The sequence below is a fragment of the Phycicoccus sp. Root101 genome (assembly GCF_001426245.1).
In the GTDB taxonomy this organism is placed as follows: domain Bacteria; phylum Actinomycetota; class Actinomycetes; order Actinomycetales; family Dermatophilaceae; genus Pedococcus.
In genome coordinates this window covers 353,100-372,599 of the sequence record NZ_LMCM01000005.1, presented here as the reverse complement: position 1 = coordinate 372,599, position 19,500 = coordinate 353,100, and the positions used below count along the sequence as shown (strand labels likewise).

Sequence of the window (19,500 nt, the reverse complement as noted above, 5' to 3'; positions counted from 1 at the left end):
TCACGCGAACAGGTGAGGGGCGCACGGGCACGACCCTAGGTGCTCGGGCCGCCCCCACGCGTTCAGTGGCCGGTGCGGCGGCGCAGGTCGGTGACGTGGGGCGAGACAGCCGGGTCCAGGCCGAGGCCGAGGGCCAGGTAGGTCGCGGCGAAGTCGGTCGTCGCCAGCTGCCCGGCGAGCCGGGTGAGCGGGTGCCCCGGCTGGGCGGCGACCTCGCTGACACGGGCGCCGGCCTCACGGGCCGCCTCCGTGACCGCGTCGGCCAGGGCTGCCGACTCAGCTGCCTCCCGGGTCATGGGGTCGGGGTCGGCGTCACGCAGCATGAGCAGTCCGAGCCGCGGGGAGGCGGGCCCGTCGAGGAACGGGTCGGTGAAGATGTTCGAACCGCCGTCGGAGGCGAACCCCGACCCGCTGCGCGCCGCCGCGGACGCGCCATACGCGGTGGTGAACGGTCCGTCGAAGCACGCCACGATCTGCGCGGCATCGTCGGGGAGCTCGCCGTGGATGGCAGGGATCCGCGCCGTGCGGGCCAGCATCGAGGCGGCGCGCTTGGCGGCGACGCCGTTGAGGGGACCGTCGCCCAGGACGACGGGTACGCCCTCGGCGAGGTCGGTGGCGAGCACCTTGGCGGGGTTGACGAACGACTCGGACGACGGGCGGCACGCCTCGGCCACCTCGTCGAGCCGGTCGGCCACCTCGAGCAGCACCCGCTCCCCCGCGTCGACGATCCCGAGCCGGCCCGCAGCGAGGAGGACCGGGGCCAGCAGCGACCAGAGGGCGGTCCGCGACGTCGCGCGCCCGCGGCCGATGTCGATGTGCACCCCGCGTGCCTGCGCGGCCACGTCCGCGAGCGGCGAGTCCGAGGAGCCCACGGTGAGCAGGGACGCACCGCGGCGTGCGGCCTCGGCGGCGAGGGCCAGCGGTCCCGCGGCCCGCCCCGACTGCGACACCGCGATGACGAGGTCCAGCGGCCCGACCCAACCGGGCAGTGGCACGTTGCGCCGCACGCTCACCGGCACCGGCGAACCGGGCTCGGCCAGCAGGTCGAGGACGTCGCAGACCACCGCCGAACCCCCGAGCGACGCGACCAGCACCGATCGTGGCCGCTCGCCACCGGCGACCCGGTCGATGCCGCCCTCGGTGGACAGGTCGATGGCCTCGCGCACCTGCGCGCCCGCCGTCGCGAGGCCACGCAGCGTCTGGTGGCTGTCGAGGGCCGCGATGGCACCCTCGTCGTCGATGCGGGCCTCGTCGAGGTAGGGAGCCATCGGACGCCGCCTTCGGCTCAGGCCGGCTTGCGGGCTTCGTCGACCAGCAGCACCGGCACGCCGTCGTCGATGCGGTACTGCAGGCCGCACTCGGCGTTGGTGCAGTGCAGCTCCTGGCCCGTCTCCCCGGTGGCGTCCGCCAGCTCCGAACGACAGGCGGGGCAGCGCAGGATCTCGCGCAGCCACGGCTCGATCTGGGCTCCAGTGGTCTGCTCGGCCATCAGCCTTCTCCTCTCACCAGGGCGAGGACATCGTCCCGCACCCGTTCCATGGTGGCCACATCAGCCGCCTCGACGTTGAGCCGCAGCAGCGGTTCGGTGTTGGACGCGCGCAGGTTCAACCACCACATGCGGTCGTCGGCGTCCCCGGTCCCGGCGTGCGTCACGGTCAGCCCGTCGAGCTCGTCCACCTCCACGCCCTGCCTGGCCGCCCACGCGCGGACGACCTCGGTCGCGGCCGCCGCGTCGGTGACGGTCGAGTTGATCTCGCCCGAGGCGGCATACCGGCTGTAGGCCGCGGTGAGCCGGCTCAGCGGCTCGTCCTGCTCGCCGAGGGCGGCCAGCACGTGCATCGCCGCGAGCATGCCGGTGTCGGCGAACCAGAAGTCGCGGAAGTAGTAGTGCGCGCTGTGCTCTCCGCCGAAGACCGCGTCCGCGCGCGCCATCTCGCCCTTGATGAAGGAGTGGCCGACACGGGTACGGACGCCGCGGGCTCCCTGCTCGGAGATGATCTCGGGGACCCCGGCCGACGAGATGACGTTGTAGACGACGGCGACGTCGCCGGCCTTCGACCCGGCGGCCACCTCGCGGGCGATCTCCCGGGTGGCGACGAGGGCGGTGACGGCGCTGGGGCTGACGGGTTCGCCGCGCTCGTCGATGACGAAGCAGCGGTCGGCGTCACCGTCGAAGGCCAGCCCGATGTCGGCGCCGTGCTCGACGACCGCGGCCTGCAGGTCGCGCAGGTTCTCCGGCTCGAGGGGGTTCGCCTCGTGGTTGGGGAAGGTGCCGTCGAGCTCGAAGTAGAGCGGGACGACCTCGAGGGGCAGCTCGGGCAGACCGGCGCCGGTGCCGAGGACGGCCGGGACCGTGTGGCCGCCCATGCCGTTCCCCGCGTCGACGACGACCTTGAGGGGACGTCCGCCGGACAGGTCGACCAGCCCGCGCAGGAACACGGCGTAGTCGCCGAGCAGGTCGCGCTCGACGACCGTGCCGGGGGTCGAGCCGGACGGCCCCGCGCTCATGCCCGTGTCGAGCAGCTCCTGCGCGAGGTCACGGACGTCGGCCAGACCCGAGTCCTGCCCGACGGGGCGGGCCCCGGAGCGGCAGAGCTTGATGCCGTTGTACTGGGCCGGGTTGTGGCTCGCGGTGAACATCGCCCCGGGCAGGTCGAGCGCGCCGCTGGCGTAGTAGAGGCCGTCGGTGCTGCACAGCCCGATCAGGGTGGCGTCGAGGCCGTGCGCGGTCACCCCGGCGGCGAAGGCGCGCGACAGCTCCGGTGACGACGGCCGCATGTCGTGGCCGATGACGACCCCTGTCGCTCCCTCCGCCTGGACGACCACCCGGGCGAAGGCCGCACCGAGGGCCCAAGCGACGTCGACGTTGAGCTGGTCGGGGACCAGACCCCGGACGTCGTAGGCCTTGACGAAGTCGGCGAGCTGCGGGGTGGGCACGCCCGAAACCCTAGCGGGGTCAGAGGTCGCGCAGGACGCGCCCGTCCTGCTCGACGCGATCACCCATTCGGATACTTCTTCGAAGGTCACCGTCCTGATTCCACTCAAATCACTCGGTGCCGCGCCCTGGGCTCGTACCCTCGTCGTGACGTCGCACAACCCAGGAGCGCTGCGCATGACCCGTCGGGACCCTCACACCCACCCTCGTCGATGACGACTGCGGTGAAGCGCCCGGCAGGCGTGGCGACTGAGGCGCAGCCCGGCACGAGACGTCCGAGGCGCACCTCCTTCCTCATGGCTGCACTGTCTGCCCTCGGGGCTTTCGCGCTCATGCAGCTCCTGTCCGGCCACGGGTTCGTGTCGTTGCTGCCGCTCTTGCTCGCTTGGCTGGTGCTCCCGACGGCGCCCCACCTCGATCGGCGGCTGGCCATCAACATCTTCGCCACCGCCGGAGCATGCGCACTGCTGTCATGGGTACCGGCGCCGGGGCGGCCGATCAGCCGCGTTGCCATCCTCGTCGCACTGACGGTTGGACTGGCTGCTTGGGCCGCCGCACGCGAAGGCTGGCGGCACCTCGTTCCGACAGCGTCTCGCGGCGACCTCCTCATCGGTCTCGCCGCAGTGCTGGGCGGGGCGATCACGCTGCCCATGGCGCACCCGGGCTCCGCAGACCGCGCCTTCGCCATGCTGAACAACGTCCGGGGCGTCTCAGGGTGGGACCACGCCGCCCACCTCTCGATGTTCCTCACGCAGCGGCAAAATGGCGTCGCGCCGCCCGTGGCCCAGCTGTTGGGGCACGAAAGCGCCCAGTACGCCGCTCACTATCCCCAGCTGTTCCACGGGATGCTGGCCACCCTTGCCGGGTACATCTGGGGAGAAGGCTCAGACTCCGTGGGCGCGGAGCTCATCCACTACGTGCAGCTGCAGTCGCTGGTCCTCGTGCTGCTGTCGGGGGGCCTCACGGCTGCCTGTCTGCATCCACTCGGCTCCGGGAAAGGGTTCGTGAAGACGTTCGCCGCCCTCGGAGTCGCCGGTTTCGTCATCGGCTTCCCCGGGTCCACGAACTTGGCTCAGGGCCACCTGAGCTTTCTCCTCGCCTGCGCGGCCACGGCTGCGGTCTTCCTCCTCTGTCGTGTCGAAGACGTCGAACGATCCCCCTCGCTGGTCTTCCTGTGGGGGGCAACCATCCTGCTCGTATCCCAGTGGCCTCTGCTGCTCCCGCTCGCCTTCGTCGGTTCGGCGAGGCTGCTCTGGAGGATCGCGCGGAGATCCATCAGGTGGCCCCTCATCCAGCTGGCCGTCGTCCTGGTCACTACAGCCCTAGTGGTCCGGACCGGACTGGCCCTCGTGGGTCCCACCGCCGCGTCTGTCCCGGGACAGCTCGTGGCGACCGGCGAGGTGGTCAACCTGTCCATCATCGCCATCCTGGGGGCGCCTCTGATGGTGGTGCTGTTCTGCTGGTGGTCCGCGTCCTCGAACAGGCATGACCCCTACTGCCGTGAGCTCGTTGCGGCAGGTGTCACGGCGCTCGCCAGCGCGTTCGCCCTCGGCTCGTACCAGGTGGCCACATCCGGCGTGCTCTCCTACTACTTCTGGAAGCTCGGACTTGGCAGCGCTCTGGTGGTCCTCGTCGTCGCCCTCCCGTCGGTCTGCGCGTCACTGCAGGGACTTGTCACGCCGGGCGGGACCCTCAACCGTCCTCGGCTCCTGCTCACCGCAACGCTCCTCCTCGTCGTCAACGCCCTCGGGCTCGGCTTCTGGGCGGGAACACCGTCCCTCACCCTGGCCGGCCAGACGTACAAGGCTCTGACACAGGCTGCGGATGGATCACCCGCGACCACACCGTTGTTGCGTGCCGCGCTCGCTACCTCCCCCGCAGATGCCCAGAACACGTCCGTCGTCTGGTTCGACGCAACCCGGCAACCGGCTCTGAGCAGCCAGTGGTTCCACACCCTCACCTCGTCGCGTTCCGGTTCCGCGGACGTCGACGACGGGCAGCTAGGCACCGTGAGGGGAGACGATTCCCCCGGGCTGGCTCGCGTCGCAGTCGCGGCGCTCGAGGCACCCAACCGCCTCGTCGTCACGAACGACCCGACCGTCTGTCCAGCCATCGCCGAGCTAAGTGGGCTCACCACTGCGGCTCGGTGCAGACTGGTCCCGAGCCATTGACCGAGGCCTGTACGCAGCCTCCCGCTTCGGCTAGGGATCGTTCAGGGGTCGCCCCGAGTCGTCAGAGGTCGCGCAGGACGCGCAGGTGCCCTCGCCGACCGGTCTCGACGGCGCCGGAGGCGTCCTCGTCGGAGGCACGGACGGTGGGGTGGGCCGCGCCGTGACCGGCAGCGCGCGCCTGCGGCTGCTCCCCGAGGCGCGGTCGGCCCGCCTCGCGCACGGCGTTGGCCAGGGCCAGCAGGTCGTCGTGGGACGGCTCCGGCTCGACGTACTCCCCCGACAGCCGCACGATCTCCCAGCCACGGGGCGCGGTGAGCCCCTCGGCGTGGTCCCGGCACAGGTCGTAGGTGTGCGGCTCGGCATACGTCGCCAGGGGGCCGACCACGGCGGTCTGGTCGGCATAGACGTAGGTGAGTGTCGCGATGGCGGCCTTCGGGCACGCGGTGCGGGAACACCTTCTGGACAGACTCACGGGGGGACTCTATGTCAGCGCCCGACGGGTGCCTGCCCGGCACGCCGTAGGGTGGGCACGTGACTTCGTCCGGCTCCCCCGCGGCCCGTCCCGGGGGTCCTCGACGGGACCGCCACGGCCGGGGCGTGCGTGGGCCGCTCGCTTGGCCGTCGGTGCCGTCGATGGTGTCGCGGCGTGAGCGGTTCGACGACCTGGTCCTGGACAGCGCGGCCCGGCTCGAGGCGCGGCTCGGTCCGCGGTTCCACGAGGTCGAGTTCGCCGTCGAGGACGTCCCCACCACCGAGCCGGCACCGTGGGAGCGCGATGGCGTCGCCCTCGGCCGGGTCTTCCCGGCACACGGACGTCAACCGGCCCGCATCGTGATCTACCGCCGACCGGTCGAGGCCAGGGCGCAGGACCAGCGCGAGCTCACCGCGATCATCGGCGACGTCGTGGTGGAGCAGGTGGCCGCCCTCTTCGGCCTGCAGCCCGGTGACCTCGACCCCCGCTACGGCGACGGCGAGTCCGACTAGGCGGTTCCGGCAGTGCGGGTTGGCCTGCCGTCGGGATCCGTCACCGGGTCTAGCGCAGGACCTCGCGCAGCCCGACCGTGGTCGTGCGCAAAGCGGTGTCGCGCAACGGCGTCGTCGTCACCAGGGTGCCGACGGCGTCGGTCAGGGTGGACACGACCCCGGCGCGCAGCTCGCCGGTGCCCGAGGTGCGGTGCACCCACACCGAACGCGCGCCGGTGACGGCGACGGCCGTGGTGGCGTCCTCGGGGACGTCGAGGCGCACCGACTTCTGGACGCCCTGCGGGTCCACCGTGACGACCTCGACGCCGGCCGAGGCACCGGTGGCGGTGAGGGCCAGCAGGCGGGCCAGGGGCTTGGTGCTGCCTGCCGGGTCGACCAGCGGCATCCCCGCCACGCCGGTCAGGGGCGGTGTCGAGGTCGACCACGCGAGGTCGGTGGGTGCCGGGGCCGTGCCACGGGTGACCATCGCCCCCGCGACCACCGGGACGTCGGCACGGACCTGGAGGGCGACGGCACCCTTGGGCAGCTTGCTGAGGTCGATGTCCCGGACCTGTCCCCCGTCGATCCGGGTGACACCCCCGGTCGGCAGGGCACGGGGACCCTGCGGCGTGAGGACCCGCGCCTGGACGACGGCCTCGGAGTCACCGGGCACCGCCACCCGCAGCACCGCCGACCCGTCGATGGAGACGGCCGGAACGACCTGGTCGCGCGAGGGTTCCGCGGCGGGGAGCGCGTCGTCGGAGCCAGCGGAGCGCGTTCCGTCGAGCCAGAGGTCGTTGACCACGGCCGAGACCACGCCGCCGTCGGCGACGACGTGCACCACGGGGGTCGTGACGTCACCGGAGATGGAGTCGAGCAGGAACGCGGTGCGACCTCGGGCCGGGACGACGATGCCCTTGCCCTGTGAGGCCGCGACGACGCCGTCGGGACCGTGCAGGGTCACGTCGACCGTGACGGGGTTGCCGCCGGGGTTGGTGAGCACGAGGCGTTCCTGGCGGCCGGGGGCGGCGCCTCCCGCCAGCAGCCACGCCTCGGCGGTGGCCGGGGTGCACGCTGCCGAGACGAGGGCCCGGTGGTCGCCGGTCGGCAGCAGCCAGGACTGGGCTGCGGCCAGCCCCGGCGCCAGCGACTGGCTGCCCGAGACGAGGGCGCCGGTCGTGGGGGGGAGGTCTGCCGTGGCGTTCGTGGCGCGTTCCGTGACGGGACCGCCCAGTCCGGCACCGGGCAGCCGGGTGAGGCCGACCGCGCCGGGGGTGGCGGAGGGGGTCGTCCCCGTCAGCGTCCGCAACGGTGCCGAGGCCGCGGCGACCCGCGGCGTCACGGGCACGTCGTCGAGACCGGGAACCCCCTCGAGCTCGGGGCCGGGGCACACCAGCGCGGAGCCCCGGACGGCATCGGTCGCCGTGCGGGCGGCGGCGGGGGTGCCCGGCGCCGGTCCGACGGCCAGGGCCCCCTGGACGTGCACGGCGCCGAGGACGATGCCCACCCCTGCCGCCGCGGCGAGGGTGGCGCGGGCGACGCCGCCGACGAGGGGGTTCACTTCCGCCTCCTCGAGGCGCGCGTGCCGAACGGGATGGCGAGGAACACGACGAGCAGCAGGGCCGCGCCCTGCACCCAGCGCCAGAGCGGGGAGGCGGGCAGCACCTGCACCGTGATCGTGTGCGAGCCAGCCGGGAGCCGGTATGCCGCCGTGTCGCCCTCGGGTGCCACGGCGGCACCGTCCACGCTCACCCGGGCGTGGCGGAGCCACTCGGCGGGCTCGGCGAGGACGAGGGTGGCCTTCGGCGGCACGACCGCCCGGGCCACGAGGCGGCCGTGGTCGCCGTCGAGCGGCAGCGCCTGCTGGGCACCCGCCGTCACGATCCGGACCCGGGACGGTGCCACGGCGTCATCGCGTGCGTCGCCGCCACCGGGCAGGACGCGCCAGAACAGCACACCGTCGTGCTCGCCGAGGCGGCTGAGGCCGGCGGTGCCGTCGAGCACCCGGACCCTGGGGTCGTCGCCGTCGGTGCGCAGTCCCACGAAGCCGACGGCCAGGTCGGACAGGTCCCGCGACGGGTCGAGCTCGTCCGGGCCGGCACCGGTCTCGAAGAGGTGGCTCACGGCCCCGGTCAGGGCTGCCGGGTCGGGCCGTCCCTGCGACGTGGCGGGCAGCACCCGGGCGACGGCACCGGGTTCGCGCCCGAGGAGGGAGTAGGCGAGTCCGGACGTCTCCGGCTCGAGCAGCAGCATGCGGTTGCCGATGCCGCTCTCCGCCTGGTCAATGGCCACAGCCGGTCGTGGGTCGGTCCAGGTGCCCAGGGTGTCGCCGAGGGTGTGCCACGTGGTCCAGCCCACCGCGGAGACGACGGCCACGATGACCGAGGCGGCGATCGGCCAGCGCAGGAGGGCGACCCAGCCACCGGTCGAGTGGCGCACCGCCAGTCCCTGGGTGCCGAGCAGCGCGGCCGCGAGGAGGGCCAGGGCGAGCAGCGACAGCCCGGTGCCAGACCAGGCGGTCACCACCCTCCCGGCACCGGGGTCACCGGCCGGGACGGTGCCGAGGACCAACCGCGGTGCGAGGACGGCATACGCGAGGCCCACCAGGCCCAGGGCGGCGAGGGCCGTCGCGGCCCAGCCGCGGCCGGCGCCACCGCGCACCAGCCCGAGGACACCGGCCAGGACGATGGGAGCCGAGACGAGGACGGGGTAGGAGGCGGGGCCACCCGGGTGCAGCAACGCCAGCTGCCAGGGCAGCGCCTGACCCGCGCCCCAGACCGAGAGTCCGGGACCGGTGAGGAAGAGGTGGGGCTGGTCGACGAGGGTCTGGACCCACGGGCCGAGCAGCACGACGGGGCCGACCAGCAGCGCCAGGCCCCGGAGTCGGGCCAGTCCGTGGCCGAGCACCACGACGAGGACGGCGACGAGGGCGGCGAGCGGCAGGTAGGCCGGCACGAAGGCACCGAGGACTGCGGTGGCGAGCACGGTGGCGGCCGTCACCGTGGCCGACCCACCTCGGCGGGCAGCCAGCACGAACCCGGCGACCACGAGCGGGAGGAGCACGGCGGCCACGACCGCACCCAGTCGCCCCGCCGCCACGGCCGTGGTGAGGACCGCGGTGCTGCCCCAGGCCAGCGCGGCCAGTCCCCGCGGCCAGGCCGACCGGGTGACGACGCGGCCGGCGAGGTAGGCCGTGAAGGTGGCCAGCGGCATGGCCAGCGTCACCAGGACGGCGACGGCAGAGCCGAGGGGGCTGTCGGGGGCGCCCAGGACGGGGACGTGGGTGACCAGCCAGGCCAGGCCGGCCAGGACCACGAGGTGGGGGCCCTGCTCGCCCGACGAGCCGAGCCCGGCGCCGTGCCAGCCGTCGAGCCACGCGTGCCAGGTGGCGCCGGCCGTGGCCCTGCCGCCGAGCAGCTCACCGCCGACGACGCCCTGGGACAGGCGGTCGACGACGCTCCCACCCATGCTGCGGGTCGCCGCGAGCGAGGTGACGGTGACGAGGAGGACCGCGAGCAGGCCGGGGTTGCGGGCGAACCGGGACGCCCACGTCGAGCCGAGGATGTTGAGGTCCTGCACCTCGTCGGCGACCGGGCCGGGCTCGACGAGCTCGGAGGCGGTCGGGACGAGGCGGCCGTCGTCGAAGGCGACCTGGTCGTGCACGAGGTCACCGGTGTGCCGCAGCACGGTCGACTGGGTGACGAACAGGCCCTTGAGGTCGCGACGGCGCACGGTCCGGGTGCCGCGCGAGCGCCAGCGGGCGCCCAGGACGCGCCACGGCGTGAGCACCGCGCCGAGGTCGGACAGCTCGGCCCAGGCCGCTCGGGGCCGCTTGGCGACCAGGAGCGCCAGGGCCGCGACCAGGCTCGACACGGCGATCCACACCGTCAGCAGCGGCAGCGCCCACCAGGCGCAGCGGGCCAGGGCGACGCGGCGGGCCTGGCGGCGCTGCCGGTTCGGGCTGTCCGCAGCGGAGGCAGGGCCTGGCGTCCCTCGCTGGGCATCGGCGTCCGTAGCGGCGACCGACTCGTCACCGAGCAGCAGCGGGGCCCCGAAGATGCCCTCCGTCAGGCCGTGGGCGTCGGCGCCGGCGCCAACACCGTCGTCGGCAGCGACCCGGTCGGGAGCACCGGTGCGCAGGGTGGCCCGGGGCACGACGACCACGCGCCGGCCGCTCTGGTGCGCGCGCCAGGAGAAGTCGATGTCGGCGCCGAAGCCGCCGAAGGCCCGGTCGGGGCCGGCGAGGCGCTCGTACAGCCCACGCTCGACGAGCATCCCGGTGGCCGGGACGGCCAGGACGTCGGTGCGCCGGTCGTACTGGCCCTGGTCGGGCTCGCCCACGACGGGCGACGGGATGATGCGCCCGCTACGGGTCAGCTGGAGCCCGACCGACCGCAGGGCGCCGGGCAGGGTCCAGTCGAGGAGCTTGGGGCCGGCGATGCCCACGGACGGGGAGCGGCGCACGGCGTCGAGCAGCCGGGCCAGCGTCATCGGCGCGGCAGCGCTGTCGCAGGTCAGCACCCACAGGTGCTCGGTCGACGAGCTCTCCTGCACCGCAGGGGAATCAGCCTCCGACCCGGTGCCGGACCCGATGTGGGACCCGATGTGGGACTCGGCGTGGGACTCGGCGTCGGGCGTGGCCTCGGGCGTGGCCTGCGCAGCCAGGGCGACGTGGACGGCCCGGGCGACCGAAGAGCTCGCCGGGACCGTGACGAAGGACGTGTCGGGGATCGCCGCCGCCAGCTCGGCGTGGCTGCGGACCGCCTCGACGATGCCACCGTCCACGCCGGGGTCGACCACGACCAACCGGTCCGGCCGGCGGGACTGGCGGGCGAGGGAGTCGAGGGTCTGCGGCAGGGCCGAGGCCGGGCCTCGGAGGACGAGCACCGCGGTGACGGTCGACACCGCCACCGCCTGACCGGCGTCGACCTCGGTCATGCGGTGCGGCGGGGCAAGCGTCATGAGTGCGTCACGGGGATGTCGCCACCGGGGCGACTAGACCGCACGCTTCTTGAGCTTGCGACGCTCACGCTCCGACAGTCCGCCCCAGATGCCGAAGCGCTCGTCGTTGGACAGGGCGTACTCGAGGCACTCCGAACGCACCTCGCACCCGACGCAGACCTTCTTGGCCTCGCGGGTGGAGCCGCCCTTCTCGGGGAAGAACGCCTCGGGATCCGTCTGGGCGCAGAGCGACCGCTCCTGCCAGGACATCTCTGTGTCGTCGCCGCCGTCCAGGGCGACCAACTGAAGTTCGTGCACGGCTTCCTCCTCGACCCGGTGCCGTTGCTGCCACCGACCCGATGACAACAATGGAATTACACGCGTGTCATACGTGGTTCGTCAAGCGGAAGTCTGATATTTGCCCGAACTGGTGAACCTTGATAGGGCGTGGTCGTCCCGGATTCGCCGACGGATCGTGACCGACGCCCGGCCCAGCACGAGCCTGGGTCCACTCTCCACCACGTGACGTAGGTCAGCTCGACCGGTCGGCGTAGAGCGCCAGGGCCGGGCACCACCGCACCGCGGCAGCCCTCGCCTCGTCCCCGTCGTCCACCCCGTCCTCGGCGGCGGTGAGAACCACCGGGTACCCCCACTCGTCGAGCCGGATGCTGCCGGGCAAGAGGGTGGCGCAGACCCCGTGGCCGGTGCAGGCGACCCGGTCCACGCGCAGGGTCGGGCGGTCAGTGCGCGAGCGCGTGCTCATGGCTGCTCCTGGGGGTGCGGCCCGGGACGCACTGGCCCCGGGCATGGTCGTCGAGGTGGTCGGACAGGGCTCGCAGGGCGGAGGAGGCCAACCCGGCCACCCCGTCGGGGAACCGGCAGGCCCCCCTCCCCCGCACCGACTCGGCGCGGCGGGCCAACCTGGCGCGGGCTCCACGGCTGCTGACGCTGCCGCTGCCGCCCGCCCGGACTCCGTCGGCCAGGTCGTGCCAGTCCGAGGCGATGGCAGGGAGGCCGAACATGCAGGGCCCGCACTGACCCGCGCTCTCACCCGCGGCGTGGTCGAACCACGCGGCGAGCGCGTCCACGGGGCAGGCCTGCGCGTCCAGCACGTGGACGACACCCGGGCCCGGCGCGCCGCCCAGGGGCGCGAGCCCGGCCCGTGACCACGTCACCCTTGCTGCCTCGTCGGGTCGCAGCACGGTGCCGCCGAGGCCGCCGACGATGACGGGACCGGTTCGGCCCGGATCGGCACCGGCCGCGCCGAGCAACGCGGCCAGCGGCACCCCGGCGGCGGTCTCGACGACGCCCGGTCGCGGGACCGCGCCGCCGATCGCGACCAGGCGCGGGCCGGGCTCGTCGGGCAACCCGTGACCGCGGAACCACTGCGCCCCGTCCGGCCGCTCGACGACCTGGGCGATCCGCCACACGGTCTCGGCGTTGAGCACGACCGTCGGGGTGATCCGTCGGCCCGCGCTGTCGGACCCCCCGCGGACGAACGGCTGGCGCTTGGTCATCGGTCGCGCCAGCCCACCTTGGGCCAGCGAGATCAACGACGTTTCCTCCGAGGACACGTACCGCGCTGGTGCAGCCAGCACGTCGAGCCCGGCGGCACGCAGCCGTGCCTCCGTCGCGGAGCCGCGGTGGGCGGCGTACCGCACCCTGGTGCCGGCCACGAGCGTCGCACCGCGGACGAGCTCGGGGAGGTGGTGCTCGACGACGAAGGCGTCCTTGACGGCACCGATCTCACCGTCGCAGGCGTTGACGAGGAGGCCGGCTCCGTGCTCGTGGGCGGCGCGCACCTTGGTGGCGGTGCTGAAGGCTGCGCCACCGCGGCCGGTGAGGCCGGACTGCTCGAGGACGTCGACGAGGTTCATGACCACTCCTGGGTGAGGACGGCTCGGCGGCGGGTCTGGTCGGCGTGGCCGGCCAGGGCCCGCCAGACGAGGGCGGCACCTCCGACGAGGGCGCATGCGACGGGGACGAGGCGCAGCAGGGGCTCGTTGGCGGTGCCCATGGCGTAGCCGTGGACGAGGGCCATCGGCCAGAGCGCGAACGCCGTGAGGTGCACGGCCCTCCACACCCGCCTGGACAGCCGGTGACGCGGCAGGGAGGTCGCGACCACCGCGAGGACGATGTCGAACGCGAGCGTCCCGAGCCCGACCCACAGGGGTTCGTACCCCGACGTGAACGGCACCACCGCGGAGATCCAGTCGATGCTGACGTAGGTCTCGACGATCGCGGTCGCGATGTGGGCCAGCAGGAACGCCGAGGTGCCCAGGGCCAGCGACCGGTGCAGGCCGACGACGACGGTCTGGCTGACCGCCCGGCTGCGCCGACCGGCGGTGAGGGCACCCAGGACGAGGACCGCGGTGAGCAGGACGATGCTCGCGGTGCCGGTCGCCCGGGAGACGAACCACAGGAGCTCGTTCATGCCGCGCTCCGGTGGCGGGTGCCCGGCTCGGGCCAGCCGGGGGTGGTGACGACCGGTCCGCCGTCGGCGGGGTCCAGCCGCGCCGGTATGCCGCGGGCCGCCAGCCACGCGGGCGCCTCGGCCCCGAGGACGATCGCCGCGGTGGAGGCGGCGTTGGCCTCGAGGGCACTGGCCCCGGCGCAGGTGACCTGCTCCCACACGACCGGTGCGGTGAACCCGGTCCTGGGGTCGACGATGTGGTGGCGCGGTTCGCCGTCCTGGGTCCAGGTGCGTCGACCGGTCGACGAGGTGGCCAGCGCCTGCCCGTGGCTGGCGACGACCTGGCGCACCTCGCCCCCGGTGCCCTCGACGCCGACCTGCCAGCCGTCCTGCGGCAGCTCACCGGAGACGGCGAGGTCACCCCCGAGGTTGACGAGGAACCCTCCCTCGAGTCGCGCGGCCAGCAGCGTGGCGATGGTGTCGGCGGCCTGCGCCTTGGCGCTCGCCCCGAGGTCGAGGACGGTGCCGGCGGGAACGCGCACCCGGCGCATCCCCTGGTCGAGCTCCACGCTGCGCCACCCCGGGACGGCGACGGCCGCGCGGGCGTCGCGCGTGCGGGACCGCGCCCCACCGAGGCGGGGCGGACGCGAGGAGCGGGCGCGCACCTCGGCGAGGTCGGCGTCGTACCCGGACGCGATCACGGCCGCCCCCACGGTCGGGTCGACCAGCCCGTCGGTGAGCCGCGCGGTGCGCAGGGCAGCGGCCAGGCTGGCCGCGAAGACGGGCGACACGTGGGCGTGCGCCCCGTCGCGGCGACGGGCCAGGCTGCTGACCTCCGAGTCCGGCCGGAAGCGGGAGACCGCCGCGTCGAGGTCGCCCAGGTGGTCGCGGGCGATCGCGATGGCGGCACCGAGCGTCTCGGGCCGGGTCACGATGAGGTGGTGGTGGGTGCCGATCGCGTCGAAGGACGCGGAGGCGGTGAACACGTTCTGCGCGACGCGGCCGCTGTGGGTGTTCATCAGGACCCGCTCGTGCTGGTCTGCGACGAACCCGAACCCGAGGCGACCCCGGCGACGGAGCCGAAGCTCGACGAGCCGGAGTCGGTGCTGGTCGAGCTGGACGAGCTGGACGAGCTTCCCGAGTCGGTGCTCGCACCGGTCGAGTCGGTGCTCGTGCCGGCCGAGCTGGCGGTGGTCGTCCCCCGGTCGGTCGCGAGGTGCACCCCGACCGCGCCGGCACCGAGCGTCGTGGCGAGGAGGGCGCCGGCCGTCCAGCGACGGGCCAGGCTCAGGGGGCTGCGGGGCTCGCTCATGGGGTGGGTCCCTTCTGGTGGGTGGTGGTTCCACCGTGGTGGCGCTCGCTGTGCCGTTGCTGTGCGCCGCCTACGGGAGTGGTCCGGTGCAGATGTGCAGTTCCTGTGGGCCCCGTGTGCGTCGCCTGGAGGTCAGGAGCCGCTGCTCCCGGACTGGGCGGAACCGGTACCTCTTTGCACCGGCGCCACCGGGGTGAAGGCCTGCATGTCGTCCGGTCCACCCCACCGGCGACCGGACGGCCTGCCGCGCGGGCGCGGACGACCTGCTGGAAGACTGCCGGGCATGCGCATCACGGCACTCGCCGGTGGCGTCGGAGGTGCCCGTTTCCTGCGCGGCCTCCGGACCCACCTTGACCGGACCCCCGACCTCGCCGACACGGAGCTGACCGTCATCGGCAACACCGGCGACGACATCACGCTGTTCGGCCTGCGGGTCTGCCCCGACCTCGACACGTTGCTCTACACCCTCGGCGGCGGCATCCACGAGGGCCAGGGATGGGGACGCGCGGACGAGAGCCACCGTCTCCAGGGCGAGCTCGCGGCCTACGGGGTGGAGCCCCAGTGGTTCGCCCTCGGGGACCTGGACTTCGGCACCCACGTCGCGCGCTCGCAGTGGCTGGGACAGGGCGTGTCCCTCTCGGAGGTCACCACCCGGCTGGCCGAGCGGTGGGGCCTTCCCGACCAGCGGATCCGACTGCTGCCCATGACCGACTCGCCCGTCGAGACCCACGTCGTCGTGGAGGACGAGGAGGGGCAGCGGGCGATCCACTTCCAGGAGTGGTGGGTGCGGCACCAGGCGTCGATCCCGGCGGAACGCTTCGTGGCCGTCGGCATGGACCGCGCCACGGCTGCTCCCGGTGTCCTCGACGCGATCCGCCAGGCGGACGTCGTGCTCCTGCCCCCGAGCAACCCGGTGGTGTCGATCGGCATCATCCTCGGTGTGCCGGGGGTGCGGGATGCGTTGCGTGGCAGCGCCGCTCCCGTCGTCGGGGTGTCGCCGCTGGTCGGCGGTGTGCCGGTACGCGGCCACGCGGACGCCTGCCTCGCAGCCATCGGGGTGGAGTGCACTCCCTCGGCCGTGGCAGGCCTGTACGAGGACTTCCTCGACGGGTGGCTCGTCGCCTCCGAGGACGAGGCCGAGGTGCGACTTGGCCGGGCCGCGGTCCGAGGACGGCCGTTGCTCATGACCGACCAGGACGCCGCCGCCGACCTCGCGGGCGCGGCCCTCGACCTCGCGCTCGAGCTCGCGAAGGCGTGACCGTGACGGCCCTGGTCATCCTGCCGCTGACCGGCCTCCCCGAGGTCGTGGCCGACGACGACCTCGCCGCCCTCCTGCTCGGTGCGGCGCGGGCGAACGGCAGCGACCTGGTCGACGGTGACGTCCTGGTCGTCTCGAGCAAGATCGTGTCGAAGGCCCTGGGCCTCTGGGCCGACGGCCGCGACCGGTCCGTGGCGATCGCCGCCCAGACCGTGCGCACGGTGGCGGAGCGGCGCTCGGGCGACCGCCTCACCTCGGTGGTCGAGGCGGTGGCGGGCCCGGTCATGGCAGCGGCCGGCGTCGACGCCTCCAACACCGGCGACCGTGAGGACGTGCTGCTCCTGCCCGCGGACCCCGACGCCGAGGCGTTCCGGCTGCGCGAGGCCCTGCTGGCGGCGACCGGCCTCACCCGGCTCGGCGTGGTCCTCAGTGACACCGCCGGCCGTCCGTGGCGCAGCGGCCAGACCGACTTCGCCCTCGGCGCGAGCGGCGTCGCGGTGCTCGACGACCTCCGCGGCGGGGTCGACGCCGACGGCCGCCCGCTGTCCGTGACCGCCCGCGCCGTCGCCGACGAGCTGGCGGCCGCCGCCGACCTCGTCAAGGGAAAGGCCGACGCCGTCCCCGCAGCAGTCGTGCGCGGGACCCCCTGGGCGACCGCCGACGCCGGGCCCGGCGCCCGGACGCTCGTCCGCACCGGTGCCGGCGACTGGTTCGGGCTGGGGCAGGCGGAGTCCGTGCGCTCGGCCCTCGGCGTCCCTCCCGGTGGTCAGTCCGCGCAGGACGTCGGGATCCCCTCTGTCGCACCGGAACCCGTCACCGACAGGGTCACCCGCGCAGTGGCCGTCGCCCTGCGGGAGTGCGAGACTGCGGGGGTGGATGTGGGTGGTGCGCACGAGGGCGGCGGTGGCACGCAGACGATCGAGCTGCGCGTCTCGGCCGCGACGCCGTACGAGCTCGGGGTCGTCACCTCGCGGCTCCAGGTCGCCCTGTGGGGCGAAGGCGTCGACGTGGTGGTCCCACCGGAGGCGACGGGCGACAGCGTGGTGCTGACCGCCCGGGACCGCCCTCCCGCACGCGGGTGAGGCGCGAGCGCCGCCCCGGCGGCGAGCTCCCTCCCCCGCCCGGCGTCGCAGCCCCCGGGCCCGTCGGCACCGGGTCCGTCGTCCCCCCACCGTCGGGTCGCACCGTGAGCGTGGTCGCCGGCCCGGACCTGCCCCACCGCGAGGCCCGCGCCCTGGTCGAGTACGCCTCGCGCGACCCCCGGGTCTGGCGCAACATCGCCCTCACCTGGCTGACCGTCGTGGCGGCACTCGGGGTGGCGCTCGTCGTGTCCGTCCCGGGCCTCACCCCGGTGCAGCAGCACTCGACGCTGGCCGCGACGGGACTCGTCATCGTCATGGCTGCGCCGACGACGTGGGTGTCGTGGTACCTGACGTTGCGTCGCAAGGTGCGCCACACGGTTGCGACGCAGAGCCCGCCCGGCACCGTCATCGGGTCGCGGATCACCGCCGACACCGTGACCTTCGCCGTGGGCGAGGCGGCCTACTCCTACACGTACGAGGCACTCAGCCGCGTGGTGCAGGTCGGTGACGTCCTGGTCGTCAAGCCGCGACACCACCTCGTCCTGGCGGTGCCGGTCGAGGCGGTGTCGCCCGACGACCTCGCCCACCTCCTCGCCCGGGTCGTCAACGAACCGATGTCGCTGGCTGCCCGCACCTGACCGCCCTCAGCCGCGGCCGGTGGGCAGGTGGGTGCGGGGCGACATCCGTGGGCCGCGCCGGGGACGGAAGTGGCCGTCGAGCTCGAGCAGCCGCTGCACGCGGTAGCGGTGGCCGCGGTAGGGCTCGAGCAGCTCGGCCAGGACGTCGTCGTCCCTGGCCTCGCCGAGCAGCGCCCAGGTGATGTTCTTGGCCACGTGGTAGTCGCCGAAGCTCACCGCATCGGCGTCACCGAGGGCGCGCTGGGCCACCTCCGAGGACGTCCAGACCCCGATGCCGGGTATGGCGCGCAGCCGTGCCCGCGCGTCCGCCGTCGTCATCGACGCGCACTCCTCGAGCCGCCCGGCGGCCTTCGCCGCCCGGACCGCCGTCCCGGACCTGGCCCCGTCGACCGAGGCCCGCAACCACTCCCACGAGGGCACCGCCGCCCACGTCGCGGCGTCCGGGGCGACCCACAGCTTGCGGGCCTCACCCGGCCCGGGCGCGCGCGACCCGAAGCGGTGCACGAGGGCGCGGTACCCGCCGAACGCCTCCTGCCCGGTGACCTTCTGCTCGATCACCGCGGGGACGAGCGCGTGCAGGACCAGGCCCGACCGCGGGACGTGCCACGCGGCATACCGGCGGTGCGCCCGGGCCACCTGCGGGTGGTGGGCCACGAAGCCGGTCTCGTCGTCCCCCGCGCCGAGCAGCGCCGGCACCTGGGCCAGCGCCCAGTCGGCGCCCGGGCCCCAGGCCGACGCCGTGACCTCACCGTCGTCGGAACGCTGCACCAGCCGCAGCGTCGCGGCCCCCTGGGGCGTGGGCAGGCCCAGCCACCAGCCCTGCCCGCGGTCGGGCTGGAACGTCGGGTCGCCCCCGCCGCGGCGCAGGATCGAGATGACCAGGCCCACGGAGACCGGACGGTCGGGACGCCACACACGGGTGCGTTCGACCGTCGGGGACATGCGGCAAGTGTCGCGCGTTGGGGTGACAACGACCGCAGGTGGGCCACGTAGACTCTGCGCGACCCGACCCCGAGCCACCGAGGAACCCGTGAGCAACAAGCGTGCGAGCCAGGACCGCAAGGCCCGACTGGCCGAGATCCAGAACCAGCAGAAGGCCAAGGAGCGCAAGGTCAAGGCAGGCATCGGGGCCGGCCTCGTGGTGCTGCTCGTGGGCCTGGGCGGCGTGGTCTTCTACGCGATCAACGACGCCAAGTCCAAGCAGCTCCCCAACCTCGGCGTCAGCGTCGCCGCGGCCAGCTGTGACGCGCCCACGACCGACTCCGGTGGTGGCACCGGCGAGCACGTCGGGCCCGGCACGAACAAGCCGGACGAGACCTCGGTGAAGTACGACACGATCCCCCCGAGCCACGGCCCGCACTTCGTGGCCCCGGACGTCAGCGGCCGCGACTTCTACACCGCCGCCGACCGTCCCGCGCTCGAGACCCTGGTCCACAACCTCGAGCACGGCTACACCGTGCTCTGGTACGACGGCAGCAAGGTGAAGGACACCACCCTGCTCAAGGACGTCGCCGACCAGGGCAACAAGCTCAGCGACTCCTCCGGGAAGTTCAAGGTCGTCGAGTGGGACGCCAGCCGTGGCGCGTTCCCCGCGGGCAAGCCGTACGCCCTCGTGCACTGGGCCAAGGACGCGGGTCACCGCCAGCTGTGCGGCGACCTCTCCGGCCAGGCCGTGGTCGACTTCGTCAAGAAGTACCCGGCCAGCGACACCCAGGAGCCGGGCGCCCAGTAGGACCGCCCCTCCCCCACGCGACGACAGGTGTGCCGCCCGCTCCCCGCGGGCGGCA

Annotated in this window: 19 protein-coding genes; 6 read left to right on the top strand and 13 right to left on the bottom strand. The window is 74.0% G+C overall.

Annotation, left to right across the window (positions count from 1 at the left end):
- Positions 1-62: 62 nt before the first annotated feature.
- The 3 genes from ASC58_RS06485 to ASC58_RS06475 are packed head-to-tail and all read right to left on the bottom strand — an operon-like array spanning position 63 to position 2,937.
- Positions 63-1,268 (bottom strand): SIS domain-containing protein, encoded by a 1,206-nt coding sequence (locus ASC58_RS06485; protein WP_056918725.1) that lies wholly within the window; start codon positions 1,266-1,268, stop codon positions 63-65.
- A gap of 17 nt (positions 1,269-1,285) precedes the next feature.
- Positions 1,286-1,489, bottom strand: coding sequence for a Trm112 family protein (locus ASC58_RS06480; protein ID WP_056916871.1), 204 nt, complete (start codon positions 1,487-1,489; stop codon positions 1,286-1,288).
- Positions 1,489-2,937, bottom strand: a complete 1,449-nt coding sequence (locus ASC58_RS06475; RefSeq protein WP_056918724.1) for a phosphomannomutase/phosphoglucomutase — start codon at positions 2,935-2,937, stop codon at positions 1,489-1,491. Before ASC58_RS06475 ends, ASC58_RS06480 begins: the two co-directional genes overlap by 1 nt.
- A gap of 294 nt (positions 2,938-3,231) precedes the next feature.
- Between ASC58_RS06475 and ASC58_RS06470 the strand changes: the two genes are divergently transcribed.
- Positions 3,232-5,106 (top strand): hypothetical protein, encoded by a 1,875-nt coding sequence (locus ASC58_RS06470; RefSeq protein ID WP_157598385.1) that lies wholly within the window; start codon positions 3,232-3,234, stop codon positions 5,104-5,106.
- A 61-nt stretch (positions 5,107-5,167) separates the two neighbouring features.
- Here the strand turns inward: ASC58_RS06470 and ASC58_RS06465 are convergent, their stop codons facing one another.
- The gene (locus ASC58_RS06465) at positions 5,168-5,578 is read right to left on the bottom strand and encodes a DUF3499 domain-containing protein (protein WP_056916869.1); all 411 of its coding nucleotides are present in this window, start codon (positions 5,576-5,578) and stop codon (positions 5,168-5,170) included.
- A 59-nt stretch (positions 5,579-5,637) separates the two neighbouring features.
- Here ASC58_RS06465 and ASC58_RS06460 point away from each other — a divergent pair, with 59 nt between their 5' ends.
- On the top strand, positions 5,638-6,090 hold the full coding sequence (locus tag ASC58_RS06460) for a metallopeptidase family protein (RefSeq protein WP_235529122.1): 453 nt from the start codon (positions 5,638-5,640) through the stop codon (positions 6,088-6,090).
- Positions 6,091-6,139: 49 nt separating this feature from the next.
- On the opposite strand, the gene ASC58_RS20915 is transcribed toward ASC58_RS06460, so the two are convergent.
- The 8 genes from ASC58_RS20915 to ASC58_RS06420 form a co-directional block, all read right to left on the bottom strand.
- Positions 6,140-7,630, bottom strand: coding sequence for a DUF5719 family protein (locus ASC58_RS20915; RefSeq protein ID WP_056918722.1), 1,491 nt, complete (start codon positions 7,628-7,630; stop codon positions 6,140-6,142).
- Complete coding sequence (locus ASC58_RS21795) at positions 7,627-11,031, bottom strand: glycosyltransferase (RefSeq protein WP_082553018.1); 3,405 nt, start codon at positions 11,029-11,031, stop codon at positions 7,627-7,629. The genes ASC58_RS20915 and ASC58_RS21795 overlap by 4 nt, the downstream gene beginning before the upstream one ends.
- Before the next feature lie 33 nt (positions 11,032-11,064).
- On the bottom strand, positions 11,065-11,280 hold the full coding sequence (locus ASC58_RS06445) for a WhiB family transcriptional regulator (protein WP_200947759.1): 216 nt from the start codon (positions 11,278-11,280) through the stop codon (positions 11,065-11,067).
- A 262-nt stretch (positions 11,281-11,542) separates the two neighbouring features.
- Complete coding sequence (locus ASC58_RS06440; RefSeq protein WP_056918720.1) at positions 11,543-11,773, bottom strand: ferredoxin; 231 nt, start codon at positions 11,771-11,773, stop codon at positions 11,543-11,545.
- The gene (locus ASC58_RS06435) at positions 11,751-12,887 is read right to left on the bottom strand and encodes an NADH-ubiquinone oxidoreductase-F iron-sulfur binding region domain-containing protein (RefSeq protein WP_056918719.1); all 1,137 of its coding nucleotides are present in this window, start codon (positions 12,885-12,887) and stop codon (positions 11,751-11,753) included. The genes ASC58_RS06440 and ASC58_RS06435 overlap by 23 nt, the downstream gene beginning before the upstream one ends.
- Positions 12,884-13,444: a ferric reductase-like transmembrane domain-containing protein gene (locus tag ASC58_RS06430; protein WP_056918718.1), complete on the bottom strand. Its 561-nt coding sequence runs from the start codon at positions 13,442-13,444 to the stop codon at positions 12,884-12,886. The genes ASC58_RS06435 and ASC58_RS06430 overlap by 4 nt, the downstream gene beginning before the upstream one ends.
- The gene (locus ASC58_RS06425) at positions 13,441-14,442 is read right to left on the bottom strand and encodes an FAD:protein FMN transferase (RefSeq protein ID WP_056918717.1); all 1,002 of its coding nucleotides are present in this window, start codon (positions 14,440-14,442) and stop codon (positions 13,441-13,443) included. The genes ASC58_RS06430 and ASC58_RS06425 overlap by 4 nt, the downstream gene beginning before the upstream one ends.
- Positions 14,442-14,735, bottom strand: a complete 294-nt coding sequence (locus ASC58_RS06420) for a hypothetical protein (protein ID WP_056918716.1) — start codon at positions 14,733-14,735, stop codon at positions 14,442-14,444. The genes ASC58_RS06425 and ASC58_RS06420 overlap by 1 nt, the downstream gene beginning before the upstream one ends.
- A gap of 283 nt (positions 14,736-15,018) precedes the next feature.
- On the opposite strand from ASC58_RS06420, the gene cofD reads away from it, so the two are divergent.
- From cofD to ASC58_RS06405, 3 genes are all read left to right on the top strand, one after another.
- On the top strand, positions 15,019-15,993 hold the full coding sequence (cofD, locus tag ASC58_RS06415; RefSeq protein ID WP_056918715.1) for a 2-phospho-L-lactate transferase: 975 nt from the start codon (positions 15,019-15,021) through the stop codon (positions 15,991-15,993).
- 2 nt (positions 15,994-15,995) lie between these two features.
- Positions 15,996-17,075, top strand: a complete 1,080-nt coding sequence (gene cofE / locus ASC58_RS06410; protein WP_056918867.1) for a coenzyme F420-0:L-glutamate ligase — start codon at positions 15,996-15,998, stop codon at positions 17,073-17,075.
- A 104-nt stretch (positions 17,076-17,179) separates the two neighbouring features.
- Positions 17,180-17,713, top strand: a complete 534-nt coding sequence (locus tag ASC58_RS06405) for a hypothetical protein (RefSeq protein ID WP_157598384.1) — start codon at positions 17,180-17,182, stop codon at positions 17,711-17,713.
- 6 nt (positions 17,714-17,719) lie between these two features.
- Here the strand turns inward: ASC58_RS06405 and ASC58_RS06400 are convergent, their stop codons facing one another.
- Positions 17,720-18,655: a DNA-3-methyladenine glycosylase gene (locus tag ASC58_RS06400; RefSeq protein WP_056918713.1), complete on the bottom strand. Its 936-nt coding sequence runs from the start codon at positions 18,653-18,655 to the stop codon at positions 17,720-17,722.
- Between the two features lie 88 nt (positions 18,656-18,743).
- Here ASC58_RS06400 and ASC58_RS06395 point away from each other — a divergent pair, with 88 nt between their 5' ends.
- Complete coding sequence (locus tag ASC58_RS06395) at positions 18,744-19,445, top strand: DUF3105 domain-containing protein (protein WP_056916856.1); 702 nt, start codon at positions 18,744-18,746, stop codon at positions 19,443-19,445.
- Positions 19,446-19,500 lie beyond the last annotated feature (55 nt).